The organism is Oceanobacillus profundus (genome assembly GCF_003515705.1).
Classification (GTDB): Bacteria; Bacillota; Bacilli; order Bacillales; family Amphibacillaceae; genus Oceanobacillus; species Oceanobacillus profundus.
Genome location: NZ_QWEH01000021.1, coordinates 54,825 through 71,111, shown reverse-complemented (window position 1 = coordinate 71,111; position 16,287 = coordinate 54,825). Strand labels below are relative to the sequence as shown.

12 protein-coding genes are annotated in these 16,287 nt (G+C 36.8%); 8 read left to right on the top strand and 4 right to left on the bottom strand.

Annotation, left to right across the window (positions count from 1 at the left end):
* Positions 1-134: 134 nt before the first annotated feature.
* Both D1B32_RS21005 and D1B32_RS21000 read right to left on the bottom strand, forming a co-directional pair.
* On the bottom strand, positions 135-1,748 hold the full coding sequence (locus D1B32_RS21005) for a glycoside hydrolase family 43 protein (RefSeq protein ID WP_095311419.1): 1,614 nt from the start codon (positions 1,746-1,748) through the stop codon (positions 135-137).
* A 141-nt stretch (positions 1,749-1,889) separates the two neighbouring features.
* On the bottom strand, positions 1,890-3,095 hold the full coding sequence (locus D1B32_RS21000) for an ROK family transcriptional regulator (RefSeq protein ID WP_095311421.1): 1,206 nt from the start codon (positions 3,093-3,095) through the stop codon (positions 1,890-1,892).
* A 156-nt stretch (positions 3,096-3,251) separates the two neighbouring features.
* Between D1B32_RS21000 and D1B32_RS20995 the strand changes: the two genes are divergently transcribed.
* The 3 genes from D1B32_RS20995 to D1B32_RS20985 all read left to right on the top strand — a co-directional run bounded on the left by D1B32_RS20995 (position 3,252) and on the right by D1B32_RS20985 (position 6,357).
* Positions 3,252-4,556, top strand: a complete 1,305-nt coding sequence (locus D1B32_RS20995; protein WP_095311423.1) for an extracellular solute-binding protein — start codon at positions 3,252-3,254, stop codon at positions 4,554-4,556.
* An 85-nt stretch (positions 4,557-4,641) separates the two neighbouring features.
* Positions 4,642-5,520: a carbohydrate ABC transporter permease gene (locus D1B32_RS20990; RefSeq protein ID WP_118890359.1), complete on the top strand. Its 879-nt coding sequence runs from the start codon at positions 4,642-4,644 to the stop codon at positions 5,518-5,520.
* A gap of 15 nt (positions 5,521-5,535) precedes the next feature.
* Positions 5,536-6,357, top strand: a complete 822-nt coding sequence (locus D1B32_RS20985; RefSeq protein ID WP_095311426.1) for a carbohydrate ABC transporter permease — start codon at positions 5,536-5,538, stop codon at positions 6,355-6,357.
* A gap of 102 nt (positions 6,358-6,459) precedes the next feature.
* Here the strand turns inward: D1B32_RS20985 and D1B32_RS20980 are convergent, their stop codons facing one another.
* Positions 6,460-7,074 (bottom strand): YesL family protein, encoded by a 615-nt coding sequence (locus tag D1B32_RS20980; RefSeq protein WP_118890358.1) that lies wholly within the window; start codon positions 7,072-7,074, stop codon positions 6,460-6,462.
* Positions 7,075-7,330: 256 nt separating this feature from the next.
* On the opposite strand from D1B32_RS20980, the gene xylA reads away from it, so the two are divergent.
* The 4 genes from xylA to D1B32_RS20960 all read left to right on the top strand — a co-directional run bounded on the left by xylA (position 7,331) and on the right by D1B32_RS20960 (position 13,423).
* Positions 7,331-8,656, top strand: a complete 1,326-nt coding sequence (gene xylA, locus D1B32_RS20975) for a xylose isomerase (RefSeq protein ID WP_095311429.1) — start codon at positions 7,331-7,333, stop codon at positions 8,654-8,656.
* Between the two features lie 98 nt (positions 8,657-8,754).
* Complete coding sequence (xylB, locus tag D1B32_RS20970) at positions 8,755-10,254, top strand: xylulokinase (RefSeq protein WP_095311431.1); 1,500 nt, start codon at positions 8,755-8,757, stop codon at positions 10,252-10,254.
* A gap of 287 nt (positions 10,255-10,541) precedes the next feature.
* Positions 10,542-11,162: an SGNH/GDSL hydrolase family protein gene (locus D1B32_RS20965; RefSeq protein ID WP_095311433.1), complete on the top strand. Its 621-nt coding sequence runs from the start codon at positions 10,542-10,544 to the stop codon at positions 11,160-11,162.
* A gap of 176 nt (positions 11,163-11,338) precedes the next feature.
* Positions 11,339-13,423: an alpha-glucuronidase family glycosyl hydrolase gene (locus tag D1B32_RS20960; RefSeq protein ID WP_095311435.1), complete on the top strand. Its 2,085-nt coding sequence runs from the start codon at positions 11,339-11,341 to the stop codon at positions 13,421-13,423.
* A gap of 131 nt (positions 13,424-13,554) precedes the next feature.
* On the opposite strand, the gene D1B32_RS20955 is transcribed toward D1B32_RS20960, so the two are convergent.
* Positions 13,555-14,181 carry a YesL family protein gene (locus D1B32_RS20955; protein ID WP_187393186.1) on the bottom strand — a complete coding sequence of 209 codons (627 nt, stop codon included), beginning with the start codon at positions 14,179-14,181 and terminating at the stop codon, positions 13,555-13,557.
* Positions 14,182-14,599: 418 nt separating this feature from the next.
* Between D1B32_RS20955 and D1B32_RS20950 the strand changes: the two genes are divergently transcribed.
* Positions 14,600-16,231, top strand: coding sequence for an extracellular solute-binding protein (locus D1B32_RS20950; protein WP_118890357.1), 1,632 nt, complete (start codon positions 14,600-14,602; stop codon positions 16,229-16,231).
* Positions 16,232-16,287: the final 56 nt, after the last annotated feature.

Genomic DNA, 16,287 nt, shown 5'->3' with positions numbered 1-16,287 from the left:
AAAATTATTGTCTGGTAACTTTAATTTTATCAAAAGGTGTCCTTTTTGTATGCATAAAAAGAGCGGTACTCACCAACTTATTGGCGAGTACCACTCTTTTTAATTACTGGGGTTTTGTCCCAGCCTCAATTCTCCTATCGATTCGTGTTCGGTTTATAAACAAAGTAATCGAAATCAGCTGGTAAACTTTCTCCAGATGTATCCTGGCATTGCATACCTACAAATGCTCCTGTAAAGAACCCGCCGCCCCGGATGTAATCATCGGATAGCTTATAGGAATGGAAGGGGATATCAATTTTATTCCAGTTACTTCCGTCAAATGAATAAGAATAATAATAAATAGTTGTGTTAACATCCACACGCAAGTAAACATCTTTAATATGATCGGGTATTTCAATTTGCTTATCTTTTAATGGTTGATCAAAAGAAAAGTTATCACATGTTGATAAATCTAGTACTCTGCCTTTTTCTTCATCCCACGTAATTTGCAGTGCAGTCCAGTTTTCGGTATTGTAGTAGTTTACTAACCCTGCAGCTTGTTGAAATGAATTTGGATAAAATGCTACTTTGGTTTCGGCAGTGAAATCAAAGTGCTGCCAGCGTCTTGCCACAAATCCTTGTGTAAATTTAGATGTTAAGGATTCTTTTCCATAAATACGTAAATGTCCTGGATTATCATCCAACGAGACAATATCATCCCCTAATGGGACACGTAATGTTTGAAAATTTAAGTCTAATGTCTTGGATTCGAAATCATCTTTTTCATTTGCTTGTTCCCATGTTACTTCCTCGATTGCTGGTCCTTCTATCTCAAGCGAAGGTTCATTTCCGCCTACTACATACGGCCATTCGTTTTTCCATTCGAGACGCTGTATAGCTGTCTCACGGCCAAGTGGACAGAATCCGCGCGGGTCCAATAAAGGCTGTCCTTCTTTAGGTAATGGGCGACCAGTTAAATGCACTAAGAACCATTCGTCTGTATGAGTTTGTACAATCGATGCATGACCTGCTTTCTGCAGTGGGTTTCTAGGATTTGGCATGGAAGTTATTAATGGATTATCTGGATGGACTTCATATGGTCCCCAAAGGTTTCTGGAACGAGCAATAGTAGCTTGATGCTCATACTTTGTACCACCCTCAGCAGTCAATAGATAGTAATAACCGTTTAATTTGTATAGGTGCGGTGCTTCCGTTAACATAACATCGGTACCTTTAAAGACAATTTCTTTTTTACCTACGAGTTTCTGTTGCTCTGTATCATATTCTTGCAGAACAATACCATAAAAGTTATGGTTGCCAACACGGTGATCCCAAAACATATTTAGGAAATATTTTTTGCCGTCATCATCGTGGAACAGGGAAGGATCAAATCCAGAGCTATTCATATGAATTGGTTCAGACCATTCTCCATCGATTGTATCACAAGTAACAAGATAGTTATGACTATCCTTCCATTGTCCCTCTGTTACTTTAACATCTGTATAAATCAGCCAGAACTTGCCATCACTATAGGAGAGAGCAGGGGCCCAAATGCCACCAGAGTCTGGATTTCCCATCATATTTAATTGGCTAAGGCGATTTAGAGGTCTAGCAACCAATCGCCAATTTTTTAAATCCTTTGAATGGTAAATACCTACACCTGGAAACCATTCAAATGTTGATACAGCAATATAGTAATCTTCTCCCGAACGACAAATGCTAGGGTCAGGATGAAATCCTGTTAGAATTGGATTTTGTATAGTTGACATATTATTCACCTCAAAAAGTTAATTTAATTATTTAAAAACCGTATGCGCTTTCTTTTCTTTGTTAGGATACCTCAACAATAAACGGTATCCTCAAATTTCGGTTCAGTAGTTGCTATACTATTTTTTACCTTTTCATGTGAATTAAAGCGCTGAAACAACCTTATCTTCATAAATGGTACGATATAAAAATTCTTCAGCAGAAAATGCAGCGACACCTAAAGCTGCTGAGTGTTTTAATAAATTGGAAAAATTAATATTTAAATCTTTTTGGCTAAACCATAAGGATTGATTATGAATCCAGTCTGTCATTGGTTTCTTTAAATATTTCTCCGCTTCAGCCATGCGATTTCCAATGATCACCTGTTCTGGATTAAATATATTAATGATATTATTAATGCCTACACCTAGATACTTTCCTATCACTTCAAATAATTGTATTGCCTCAATTTGACCGTTATGAGCAAGATCAATTACAGTATCTAACGTAAGATTATTGCGATCCTCATGTTTTAAGCCTAAACGTTCTGCATTTAGCAATAATGATTTTTCCGATGCGTATAGTTCCCAGCAGCCTTCACTGCCACAGCTGCATTTTGATCCATCCACTTCAATCGTCATATGTCCGAATTCTCCCGAGAAACCATTATTGCCTCTGTATAATTGACCATTTAAAATTAGTCCCACTCCAATACCGATGCCGACACTTACGTAAATGATGTTATTAAACTCTTTTCCAATACCAAAGTTCTTTTCGCCATACGCTCCAGCGTTTGCTTCATTTTCGATCGTAACAGGAACACGATATCTTTGTTCGAGTGTTGATTTAAGGTCAATGTTTCTCCAGTTCAGGTTGGGGGCGAGTAAAATCCTTTTATCTTTATTGACCACGCCTGGTACGCCAACACCAATACCGATAATACCGAATGGAGTACTAGGTGCAGCAGCAATAAGGGAGTCGATGATTGTATAGACGTTCTCTAGGATTTCTTCATAGGTTAGATTAGAAAAGTTCACTTGCTGCTCGGCACAAATATTTCCTTTTAAATCTGTTAATACCCCTAAAATATAATTAACACCTAAGTCAACTCCAATGGAATAACCAGCTACCTGATTGAAAAGCAGCATTACTGGCCTTCTGCCGCCGCTAGACTTCCCTGGACCGGATTCATTGATTAGCTTTTCATCCAATAGCTCATTAACTAATGAAGAAACAGTACCTTTATTTAGTCCAGTTGATGTTGCAATATCTGCCCTTGAAATAGGGGAGTTGTGGATAATTGTTTCTAAAACTAAGAATTTGTTTTCTCTTTTAACTACGTGTTGGTTCCATGTCTTGTTTGTTTTCATCTAATTTTCAGCTCTTTCTCCCATTTTTTACAATAGTATAGCATAAATTAATACTACCACAAACTTTGTTCATCGACTAGACGAACGATGTTGTTTTTGGTATTATAAAAATAGCTTATCAAGCATAAGCGAAAAATATTGTTGGAGGGGGTAATCATGAAAATGAAGAAAGCGATTACAATGTTAGCGTTCCTGGTTGTATCTATTCTTCTATTAGCTGCTTGTGGCGGAGAGGATGCAGGAGGTACAGGCTCTGGGAATACAAAATCGATAAAGTTTATGCATTTATGGCCAGAGGGGAGCTCCGCACAGCATTATAAAGTGGTAAATGAAATTATTGCAGATTTTGAAGCTGAAAATGACGGAATCACCATCGATCTTGAGGTATTAAGCAATGAACAATATAAAGATAAGATTAAAGTATTATCTACATCAAATGAACTGCCTGATGTTGGTATGACATGGGCGGCAGGTTACATGGAACCTTATGTGAATGGAAATATGTTTGCATCAGTTGATGATATTATTGAAAGCGATTTATCAGATAGTTTTGTACCTGGTACTGCAGAAGCGTTTTCTATAGATGAAACAGCTTATGGACTGCCATTGGAGTTAAATATTTCTACAATTTTTTATAACAAAGCTATTTTTGATGAGTATAGTTTAGAAGAGCCACAAACAATGGATGAATTATATGAAATTATTGACACGTTAAATAAGAATGGCGTTAATCCAATCGCACTTGGTAATAGAGATGCATGGACCGGATCCATGTGGTATATGTATTTAGCTGATCGATTTGCTGGAGAGGAAGATATTTTAACCCAAGCAATTAATCGTGAAGGATCTTTTGAAGATCCTGCTTTAGTACAAGCTGCAGAAGAAATCCAAAGTCTCGTTGATTCAGATGCATTTGTTCAAGGATTTAATGGTCTTGCAGATGAAGAAGCGAAAAGTATGTTTATGGGAGAGCAAGCGGCAATGTATTTAATCGCAACTTGGGACCTTCCGAATTTTACCACTAATGAAGATGTACCACAAGAATTTAGAGATTCAGTAGGTTATTTTAAATTTCCAACTGTAGCTGGAAGTGGGGATCCAAACAGCTATGTAGGTGGTCCAGGAGTTGGATTATTTGTGTCAGAAAACTCTGATGTTAAAGAAGATGCTAAAGAATTTGCTTCTTATTTCGTTCAGCAATGGGGGGAAAGAGCCGTAACAGAGGTTGGAATAATTCCTGCAACCAAAGTTGATGCAGATTCATTAGAGCTTCCGGAAATGTATGTCGATGTGTTAAATGATTTAAATGAAGCAACAAATATTACATTATATGCAGATGTTCAAATGAGTGCAAGTGCTGCCCAAGTACACTTGGACATGATTCAAGCGTTATTTGGCGGGGAAATAACAGCGGAGGAATTTGCTAAAACACATGAAGACACACTTTCAGCAGAAGATTAGTATCTGCCAAAATTGAATAGAAAAGGGCAAATTCTTCCACAGGATTGTCCTTTTCCACTCTAAATAGACTATGGGGTTGAATGGTATGAATAAAGTTATGTCCAATAAATGGATTATTTTCTTATATACGTTTCCTGCACTCCTGTTAATTGCCGTTCTAATCGTTATTCCGTTAATTCTTTCAGGATATTTTGGGTTAATGGATTGGGATGGTATTGGAACAATGGAATTTATTGGGTTGGATAATTATATAACTGCATTACAAGATTCAAAGTTTTGGGATAGTACATTACATTCGTTCTTACTAGCTTTATTTTCTGCATGTAGTTTAATTGGATATTTAGCTGTTGCTCTGATATTAGCTTCCAAAATTAAAGGTGCTAGTCTCTTAAGAAAGATCTATCTAATACCAATGCTTCTATCTTCAGTTGCAATTGCACAGCTATGGATTAAAGTTTATAATCCTTCAAACGGGATGCTAAATAGTATTTTAGTAGGTTTAGGCATTGAAAATCCACCAGCATGGTTAGCTGATCCCTCTATTGTTCTTTACGCGATTTTTGTTCCAATCATTTGGCAATATGCTGGATTTTACATTTTGATTTATTATGCTGCTTTAAAAAACATTCCTGAATCGTTAATCGAAGCAGCAAAAATTGATGGAGCAACGCCACTGCAAATTGCGTTAGAGATTAAAGTTCCCTTAATTATGAATGTATTTAAGGTGACTATTGTTTTATCAATTGTTGGGTCGTTGAAATACTTTGATTTAATCTATGTGATGACAGGCGGCGGACCAAACGGAGCAAGCGAAGTAATGGCATCCTATATGTATAAACTAGCATTCTCAAGCTATAACTTTGGTTATGGTAGTGCAATAGGATTCTTGCTATTGATTATAACCTTAATTGTTACAGTAATTATACGTAAAATAACAGCTAATAAAGATGAAATTCAATATTAACAGGAGGCTTCTATCATGCGACGAATCGGTTATATACTACTTTATATTTGTTTAGCGCTTGTCGCTGTATTTCAAATCTTTCCGATCATATGGCTGTTTATGTTCTCATTAAAGACAAATCAAGAGATTTTCGCTGGTAATCCTTTTGCGGTACCTTTAGACCCTAAATGGGGAAATTATTTAAAAGTGTTTGAGGGCGGAATTGGTGTTTATTTTTGGAATAGTATTTGGATAACTGCACTAGCAACAGTTCTTACTATATTAATAGCAAGTATGGCAACATTTGCGATAACAAGGATGAAATGGAAGTATAGCGGACTTGTATTAGGAGTGATAATGGTGGGTCTAATGATTCCGATTCATTCCGCATTAATACCTTTATATAACATGTTTTTAAATGTTAATTTAATCGATAATCCATTATCCATTGTCATTACATATATAACATACAATTTACCTATTACTGTAATGATTTTACTAGGCTTCTATACAACGATCCCTCGTGAAATAGAAGAAGCTGCAATCATTGATGGAAGTTCCATTCATCGCTTGTTTTTCCGAATCATTCTGCCAATATCGGCGCCGATCATGTCCACAACTGTCATTATCAATATGATTTATAACTGGAATGAATTTGTATTTGTTAATACATTCATCAGTTCTGAAAAATATAAGACACTTACAGTTGGAATTCAGAATTTTATTGGACAGTACATGACAGATTGGGGAGCAATTGGAGCTACGTTGGTTATCAGTGTGCTGCCTATTATTGTTGCTTTTCTTTTCTTCAGTAATAAGATTATGGAGGGAATTACAGCAAGTGCAGTTAAAGGTTAGTAGTCCATATATGGAAAGATATGGAATGAGCTGCCACTGTGGAGCTAGTAAAGGAGACCACCTCATTATTATAATAGGAAGGAAGAGGTGGTCTTACAGTTTTTAACCTTTTTTATCTTGTATCCTATGAAAAGCATGTAAACTGAGCCACGTAGTAATGAAGGCGTACGTAACACTACCGAAAATAAAAAATAAAGCTGGAACAGCACGCATGATGAAAAAAGTTGAAACGATGCATACTAACATGAAAAAGCTATGTATTGGACTGATGATCATAATTAGTAATGCATTTTTCATTAGTTCTCCTACCTTTAAATCATAGTGTACAAAACTAGGAAAAATATAAAATAAAAACAAGGCAACCAAAAGCATAAATGCGAATAATGGAATATGTGTCCAGGATAGGGTTTCATTCATACTGACCTGGATATAGTAAATATCAGTAATAATAAAGACAAACAGAATATTGATGAACAATCCCAAGATGTTGCTCTTAAGAAAGTCACGTTTGTAATATACCCAAAACGTTTTTAAAACAGGGAGGTCAGATTTGCCGCGCAACCAGTCGCGAACCATCGCGAACATAGCAATGGTGGCTGGATAAAAACCAAGTACAACACAGCCGGCAAAAGTGAAAACAATCCATAACAGGTTGACATAAGCAAATTTTGTAATCCATTCCAATATTTGATAGATAGTGTTTGTTTTACTGTTCAAATGAATGACCTCCTTAAAGGACTAGATATAGGTTAAAGCGAATTTTTTTATCCCACAGAAAAAAACGAGTAATTTGTCTGCTACAACTTTAAATAGTTTCATAGAAAATCTCAGTAATTAGGATTAAATAATTTTTGAAAATAAACTTTGTTCATCCGATAGACGAACAAATTAAACGATGCTATAATTATAACATGAAAGCATTTACAATTGTATCTTTTTAAAACTACTACCATAATATAGGAGGATGTAAACAATGTCTTATTTTAGTAATGTAAATAAAATTCAATATGAAGGTTCAAAATCAACAAATCCATTCGCATTCAAATTCTATAATCCGGAAGAAAAAATCGGAGAAAAAACAATGGAAGAAATCTTGCGGTTTGGTGTTGCATACTGGCATACCTTCACGGAAGATTTATCTGATCCGTTTGGTACGGGAACAGCGATTCGTCCATGGGATAAGTATACGGGAATGGATCTTGCCAAGGCACGTGTGGAAGCCGCATTTGAATTCTTTGAAAAACTGAATGTGCCATTTTTCTGTTTCCATGATGTGGACATCGCGCCAGAAGGGGATACATTAAAGGAATCAAATGAGAATCTAGATACGATTGTCGCCATGATAAAAGACTATATGAAAGATAGTAAAACGAAGTTACTGTGGAATACAGTCAATAACTTCAGCCATCCGCGTTTTGTTCATGGAGCCGGATCAGCGAGCAATGCTGATGTTTTTGCCTATGCAGCAGCTAAAGTGAAAAAAGGATTGGAAGTAGGGAAAGAGCTTGGTGCAGAAAACTACGTGTTTTGGGGTGGGCGTGAAGGCTATGAAACACTTCTCAACACGGATATGAAATTGGAAATGGATAACTTGGGACGACTTTTCCATATGGCAAACGATTATGCGAAGGAGATTGGCTTTGATGCACAATTTCTGATCGAGCCAAAGCCAAAAGAACCAACGTCCCATCAATATGATTTTGATGTAGCGAGCGGCTTCGCCTTTTTACAGCACTATGGATTGCAAGATGTATTCAAGTTTAATATTGAAGCAAACCATGCCACATTAGCAGGTCATACGTTTGAGCATGAACTGCATTATGCGCGGATTCATCAAATGTTAGGGTCGGTGGACGCAAACCAAGGCCATCCGTTGCTTGGCTGGGATACGGATGAATTTCCGACCGATCTGAACATGACCGTACTAGCCATGTACGAGATTTTGAAAAATGGTGGATTAGGCAGGGGCGGCTTGAACTTTGATGCGAAAGTGCGCCGCGGTTCATTTACCCCGGATGATTTATTCCACGCGCATATAGCAGGAATGGACAGCTTTGCGGTTGGGTTAAAAGTGGCCCATCGTTTACTCGAAGATAATGTATTAGAAAATATCATTGCAGAACGCTATCACTCCTATCAGGAAGGTATCGGACGAGATATTGCAGAAGGAAACACCACTCTTCAGAAACTAGAAGAATATGCGTTAGGATTAACAGAGATAAAGAATGAATCTGGCAAACTAGAAAGAATCAAAGCTACGATTAACCAATACCTATTAACAACAGTTGCTGGGGAATAATATATTACTAATTCGTTATAAATAAATTAGGAGGGACGAAGATGATGGAAGAACGCCTTCGTCTCTAATAACATATTTAGATGCAGGAGATGTTTAGCATGAAATATATAATCGGGGTAGACTTAGGGACAAGTGCTGTTAAAATCCTATTGGTCAATCAGCATGGAAAAGTAGCTAAGGAAGTTTCCAGGTCTTATCCACTCATCCAGGAAAAGGTCGGTTATAGTGAACAAGATCCAAATCAATGGGTAGAACAAACGGTTAGTGGATTATCCGAATTATTGACAGGTTTTAAAGGAAGTCCAGAAGATATTGAAGGTATCAGTTTTTCTGGTCAAATGCATGGTTTAGTATTGCTCGATGAAAATAACGAAGTATTACGAAATGCGATTCTGTGGAATGATACCCGTACAACCAAGGAATGTGAAGAAATATATGAAAAAGTGGGTAAAGATCGCCTGTTGGAAATCACAAAAAATCCTGCGCTCGAAGGCTTCACATTGCCAAAGATTCTATGGGTGAAAAACCATGAGCCAGACATTTTTGAAAAAGTAAAGACATTTGTGCTGCCAAAGGATTATGTTCGTTATAAGTTAACTGGGCAGCTGCATATGGACTATTCCGATGCTGCCGGGACATTGCTTTTAGATATGGCAGAAAAAAGTTGGAGCAAAGAAATCTGTAATTATTTAGGAATTGACCTGGAGATCTGTCCACCGCTTATTGACTCCCATGATAATGTAGGAGGTTTCACAGAAGCAATCATAGAAGCGACAGGATTAAGCGCGAGAACAAGAGTATTTGCAGGGGGAGCAGACAATGCATGTGGTGCAATTGGTTCTGGGATTTTAGAGGATGGTAAAACATTAGCAAGTACGGGAACATCTGGTGTTGTATTATCGTATGAAGCAAATAGTGACAAAGACTTTGATGGAAAAGTTCACTATTTTAATCATGCCGCACCGGATGTGTATTACACAATGGGTGTGACGCTTGCAGCAGGCTATAGCTTGTCCTGGTTTAAAGATAACTTTGCCAAAGATATTAGTTTTGAATTGTTATTGAAGGATGTTGATACAGTGCCGGTTGGCTCAAATGGTCTAATCTTCACGCCATATATTGTAGGAGAAAGAACCCCCCATGTGGATGCTAATATACGTGGTAGTTTCATTGGTATAGATGCATCTCATGAAAGAAAGCATTTTACCCGGGCAGTATTAGAAGGTATCACATTCTCTTTAAATGAATCGATCGAAATTTTCCGTAGGAATGGAAAAACCATAGATACAGTCATTTCAATTGGAGGAGGAGCCAAAAATGAATCTTGGTTACAGATGCAAGCAGACATTTTTAATGCGCGCATCGTCAAGCTGCAAAGCGAACAAGGACCAGGGATGGGGGCTGCGATGCTTGCTGCATACGGCTGTGGGTGGTTTGATTCTTTAAAAGATTGTGCCGCTGAGTTCTTGAAAGAAGATATGGTTTATCAACCGATTCAAGAAAATGTTGGAAAATATAAAGGCTTGTTTGAGATTTATAAAGAGATTTATGGTAAAACGAGAGAATTAAACAAGAAGTTAATGAACTATCGTAACTAATTAAAATACAAAGTGGACATAAATCAAGTTTAACTTTCAATAGGCAGAGTACTTAGCATTGCGATTCTTCTCGAGAGGCAACAGCAACCAGCGCAACGAGCCTAACCAGTAGCCTCTTGAGGTGCGAAGTATATTTCGGGTTGTTATTTTGTGTATCAAACATTGCTGTGTTTTATTAAATGTAAATACTTTTTCCTGGTTTCGTTTCTAAAAAATGAGGAAATCGGATGAATTGTGCTTTATTACAATGGTACATTCAGTTCATCGCATAATAAGGAGTGTTACGTGTGAATAAAAAACGCATTTTATTCATCGGAGACAGTATTACAGAATCAGGACTTCATGAGGATAAAGCGAAGCTCGGAACTGGTTATGTTCGAATCATACATGATTATTTGCAAGCAATTTATCCTAATTCTTTTGAGGTTTTTAATAAGGGTATAAGTGGAAACAGGGTGATAGATTTAGAAGAACGATGGGATAAAGATGTTCTTAAATGTAATCCAGAAATTCTTTCGATATCAATTGGTGTGAATGACGTATGGCGTCAATTAGACAATCCGGGTTTAAAGCAAATCTATCCAGAAGAATTTGCAAGCATCTATAATGAATTATTGATGCAGGCTCGGGAAGAAACCAATGCCACCCTTGTATTAATGGAGCCAACACTAATAGAAGAAGAATTAAATTCGGCAGGAAATGAAAAGTTAAAAATCTATGTTGAGATTGTTCGACGTTTAGCAGATAAACATCGAGCTATTCTCATTCCGACCCATCAGGATTTCATTGATTATGTAATGACAAATAGTGGATATCCATTAACGATAGATGGTGTACACATGAATTCTGTCGGTAATATGCTAATGGCTAATAGCTGGATAAAATCAGTTATCCCCACCCTAAAATAAACCAACTCAAAATAGGCAGTATAAGTAAGACAAGAAGAAAAATTAACGGCAGTGAGCTAGCGAAAGGAGTAAGTTATGAAAGGTAATTTGACGCAATGAATATGCGCAATATTCGTAGTAGGTAGAAACTTTAGTGAACTATGATGTTCGATTAAACAAAAGGGGGAGAAAAGTAAATGTTGGAACAAACAATCAAAAACGAACGAACTCTAAAAAGTTATCGTGCATGGCTGCAATATGACAAGATTGAAGACATTGACCGTAAATTATATCTGAAATGGTTTACTGCAATTGGTGTTGCGACCGATACTAAAATTACAAAATCAGCGGTTAATGAAATTATCTGGGCAGCAGAATCAATGCTTGAGAAGACTCCAGACATTAATGAAGAAACGTTGGATCGAACTTCTATTATTCTCGGAACGTACAGGCATATTCATTTAGAAGAATACGGACTTTCTTCCGATTTGCTTGAAGATGTGAACGAGGAAGGATATGTAATAAAAACAGTAAATAACAATGAGAAACAGCAAATTTTATTGATTGGAAAAACCGATAAAGGAATTTTATATGCTACTTATCATTTATTACGTTTAATACAAACCAAAGCATCGCTGGAAGATCTTCATATAAAGGACGCGCCTAAAAATCAATTTCGGATGATAAATCAGTGGGATAATATTGATGGTTCCATTGAACGCGGGTATGCAGGAAACTCAATATTTTATGTTAACGATAATATTACCGATAATTTAGAACGTGTGAAAGATTACGCAAGGTTATTATCTTCCATTGGGATGAATGCCATTTCTATTAATAACGTAAATGTATGGGACGAGGAAACAAATATCATTACTGAAAAGTACCTTCCCAAGGTGAAAAATATCGCAGAAGTCTTTAGAGCTTACGGAATTACCATATATCTAAGCATCAATTATGCAAGCCCGATTGTATTGGGGAGTTTAGAGACAGCCGATCCATTAGATGAAAATGTGCAGAATTGGTGGAAACAGAAGGTAGCGGAAATCTATAAATATATCCCTGACTTTGGTGGGTTTGTGGTAAAAGCAGATTCTGAAAATCGCCCTGGCCCATTTTCATACGGCAGGAATCATGCAGATGGTGCAAATGTCCTCGCAGAAGCATTAAAGCCATTTAATGGTATCGTCATCTGGCGCTGCTTTGTTTATAATAATTTGCAGGATTGGCGGGATAAGGAAACGGATCGTGCACGAGCAGCTTATGATCATTTCACACCAATTGATGGAGAGTTTCTTGACAATGTTATATTGCAGATTAAAAATGGACCAATGGATTTTCAGGTGAGAGAAGGTATCTCGCCATTATTGGGTGCTTTAGAAAAAACAAATCAATTCATAGAGCTGCAGGTTACTCAGGAATATACTGGTCAGCAAAAAGACGTATGTTATCTGGTTCCACAATGGAAGGAAATACTCGAATTTGACACGTATGCCAAAGGGCAGGGAACTAAAATTAAAGATATTGTTAATGGCAGCGTATTCAAGAATAATTATAGCGGAATTGCAGCAGTATCAAATATTGGAAATGATATCAATTGGACAGGTCATACATTGGCACAGGCGAATTTATATGGTTATGGTCGTTTAACTTGGAACCCTGATTTGACGACAGAGGAAATTACGAAAGAGTGGATATATTTGACCTTTGGACAGAATGATCAAGTTGTCGAAAATATCACCTATATCCTGCTCAACTCCTGGAAAACCTATGAAAATTATACGGCACCTCTTGGTGTGGGCTGGATGGTAAATCCTGGTCATCACTATGGTCCAAATGTTGATGGTTATGAATATTCGAAGTGGGGAACTTATCATTTTGCAGATTGTCACGGGATTGGCGTGGATCGCACTGTTGAAACCGGTACTGGCTATACGTCTCAATATTTTCCCCAAAATGCTGAAACTTTTAATTCATTAGAAACATGTCCAGATGAGTTATTACTGTTTTTCCATCATGTACCATACACATATGTGCTCCATTCTGGTGAAACTGTAATACAGCATATTTATAATACGCATTTTGAAGGAGTAGAAGAGCTAAAAGAGTTTATTCAAAAGTGGAATGATTTAGACGGACTTATTGATAAGGTTATTTTCGAGAATGTTAAAGAACGGTTCCACATGCAGCTGGAAAATGCCAAAGAATGGAGAGATCAAATCAATACGTATTTTTATCGCAAATCTGGGATTTCCGATGATAAAAACAGAAAAATTTATTAGGAGTATCGTGTATGAACTTAGAAAAAATAGAAGGCTGAATTAGAATGGAGCCACCCAATCGCTGGTCATTGGTGTATGGACACATGCAGATTTAGAAAGACGTATGTCCTGAGATAGGGTGGCCATTTAGATTAATTGACCCTTTTTTCTGCTTTAATAAAGGAAAGGTTTGCGTACCACGTAAGTACTAAACTAGAACTTGCTACTAAGAAAAAAGGAATAAGCCCAGGGATTTTCTCCATGACCAGACCAATAATAAAAAGAGATATTAGCATAGAAAAAGTAATGAATGGAGAAGAAAAACCAAGTATAAATGCATTTTTGTAGTATTGGAATATATTCTTGAACTTAAAATGAACATAGGTTGGAAAAATATAAAGTATAGTAATTAAATATAAAATGAGAATATTAACAAACACTACTAATAAAACAAAAAACAGCTGACCATCTACTAACATTATATACTGATAGTCAATATACAATATGTAACCAGCTATAAGTAATGGCCAAATAAGTAGATTCGATTTTACAAATTCTCTTTTATACGTGTTCCAAAAAATAGGTAGTATTTTATCATCCGTATTTCCCTTCAACCACTTTCGTGTAAGTGTAAACATAGAAGTTGTTGCAGGTGCAAATCCAGTAACAATCAAACCAAGAACAGTAAATAATACCCATAGAATATTCAAGTAGGCAATCCTGGTTATCCACTCCATTGTAAGATATATGATACCTAATATGCCTTTTCTTTCTATCATCATCATCACCTCTATATTATTTTAACACTTTGTTCGTCCATTCGATAGACTAAGTTGAAATTTTATGTTAAAATCCCTTTGAAAGGTGAAAGAATATTGTAACAAATCTAAATGATAGACTTCAGCAGTACTTAAATATTGAAACTATTTTCATATACTTGGTGCTTTGTGATCAGGCTTCCATTTAATTTGATAGCTAACGAAATGGAGAATCTTCGCCTAAAGTAATCACAATTATGTAAACGCTTTTATTTGTGAGGCTGTCGAGCAAAATTGGAAATTAGCGACAGCATTTTTGACCCAGAAGAAATATGAAAGGAAAAAAGTATTGGAAAGGGGGGATGGAAGAAGCTGCAGGTTAGTAGGTTGGTTTTAGTTATAGAGAACATCGAACTATTTATTAAAGGGAGGAAACCAGATGTTTAAAAAGTCATTTGCTTTAATTGGAATTACGATAATTTCAATGTTACTTATCGCAGGATGTATGCAAAAACAAGAAACAGAAACCGAAGATGGAAATCCTATTATTACGACAGTTCGTACGCTTGATGATGGGACCGTTTTTAAAGACGGGGAGGATGTCAACAATAATGTTGTTACTCAATGGGCTGAAGATGAGCTTGGCATAAAGTTTAACACTTTATGGACACGGCCAAATGATGAGCAATATAATCAGCAGTTGCGTTTAGCAATGTCTGCGAACGAACCATTACCGGATGTTTTCCAGGTAACAGATGCACAAATGATTTCGGATTTAATTGAATCTGGAAGAGTGATGTCAATTGATGATGCGATTGAAGAACATGCTTCCCCTAGACTGAAAGAGTTATTTGAGCAATTTCCAGAAGCATTCTATCAGGCAACGGTAGATGGTGTACGATATGGAATACCTCGTCTTTCGGGAGGGAACGGATCCGATACAGTGATGTATGTACGTCAGGATTGGCTAGATGAATTTAACTTAGAAGCTCCAAAAACAATTGAAGAACTGGAAGAAGTCATGGAAATTTTCGTTCATGAGGATCCGGATGGAAATGGAGCAGACGATACTATTGGAATTACCCTATCAGCTGGTGACGTTGGTTTTGGACGTACTAATGTAGGGGATACATCTTTTATTTTCGGATCATATGGTAATTTTATGCCAGGTTTGTGGAGTGAAGCAGAAGATGGTTCCATTCAATATGGTTCTATCCAGCCAAATATGAAAGATGCTTTAGCAAAACTAAATGAATGGTTTGAAAAAGGATACCTATCAAAAGAAATTGCTATTGAACCTGAAGACCAGGCACAGCAAAGCTTTATCGCTGGAAAATCCGGGATTATTATTGCACCCCCATGGGCTTTCGACTATCCAATTGGTGATTTATTCTCGAATAATCCAGATGCGGTTGTAAAACCATATGCTCTTCCAGAAGGAATAGATGGTGAGGCAGGGCGAAAAGGTGAACGATTGATGACAGGATCTTTCTTATTCAGCACTGAGTTTGAGCATATGGATAAATACTTCGAATATCTGGACGCAATATATGGATATACATTTGGTGAATCAGATTATTTCGAAAATGGTTTATTTGAAGGCTATGATTATGTGATGCAAGATGGTGATCCTGTTTATGATGCTGCAGGTATAGAAGAAATCACGGGTGAGCAAAAGGTTGACCCCGGGCGCTATTTCTTACCAACCAATGTTCCTGCTATACCATATCAAATGTACGGTATTTTAGAAGAATTTCATGAGACAGAAAGAGCTCCAGAAAGTGCATATGAAGCTAGTCTGGCTGGAAGAGAACCTGAATATGTAGAAGCAGCTGCACTTGTAAACCAGCAAAATGATATACGTGTTGAAAATTTGTTTACTGGTCCTCCAACAGAAACAATGATTAAGAGCTGGGAGAATCTGGAACGAATGGAACTAGAAATATTCGCAAATATTGTTTACGGCAACGAATCGATAGATGCTTTCGATGACTTTGTTGAAAGATGGAAAAGTACTGGCGGAGAACAAGTTACGACAGAAGTAAATGAATGGTACAATTCCGTTCAATAAAATTGCAGATAAATTTTAGGTGCGAACTATATAAAAACGTCACTGATTGATAATCT

Bases quoted from the DNA above. Each gene is read 5' to 3' on its own strand.
- D1B32_RS20985 (WP_095311426.1), top strand. From the start codon at position 5,536: ATGCGACGAATCGGTTATATACTACTTTATATTTGTTTAGCGCTTGTC.
- xylA (WP_095311429.1), top strand. From the start codon at position 7,331: ATGTCTTATTTTAGTAATGTAAATAAAATTCAATATGAAGGTTCAAAA.
- xylB (WP_095311431.1), top strand. From the start codon at position 8,755: ATGAAATATATAATCGGGGTAGACTTAGGGACAAGTGCTGTTAAAATC.
- D1B32_RS20960 (WP_095311435.1), top strand. From the start codon at position 11,339: ATGTTGGAACAAACAATCAAAAACGAACGAACTCTAAAAAGTTATCGT.
- D1B32_RS21005 (WP_095311419.1), bottom strand. From the start codon at position 1,748: ATGTCAACTATACAAAATCCAATTCTAACAGGATTTCATCCTGACCCT.
- D1B32_RS20990 (WP_118890359.1), top strand. From the start codon at position 4,642: ATGAATAAAGTTATGTCCAATAAATGGATTATTTTCTTATATACGTTT.
- D1B32_RS20955 (WP_187393186.1), bottom strand. From the start codon at position 14,181: ATGATAGAAAGAAAAGGCATATTAGGTATCATATATCTTACAATGGAG.
- D1B32_RS20950 (WP_118890357.1), top strand. From the start codon at position 14,600: ATGTTTAAAAAGTCATTTGCTTTAATTGGAATTACGATAATTTCAATG.
- D1B32_RS21000 (WP_095311421.1), bottom strand. From the start codon at position 3,095: ATGAAAACAAACAAGACATGGAACCAACACGTAGTTAAAAGAGAAAAC.
- D1B32_RS20995 (WP_095311423.1), top strand. From the start codon at position 3,252: ATGAAAATGAAGAAAGCGATTACAATGTTAGCGTTCCTGGTTGTATCT.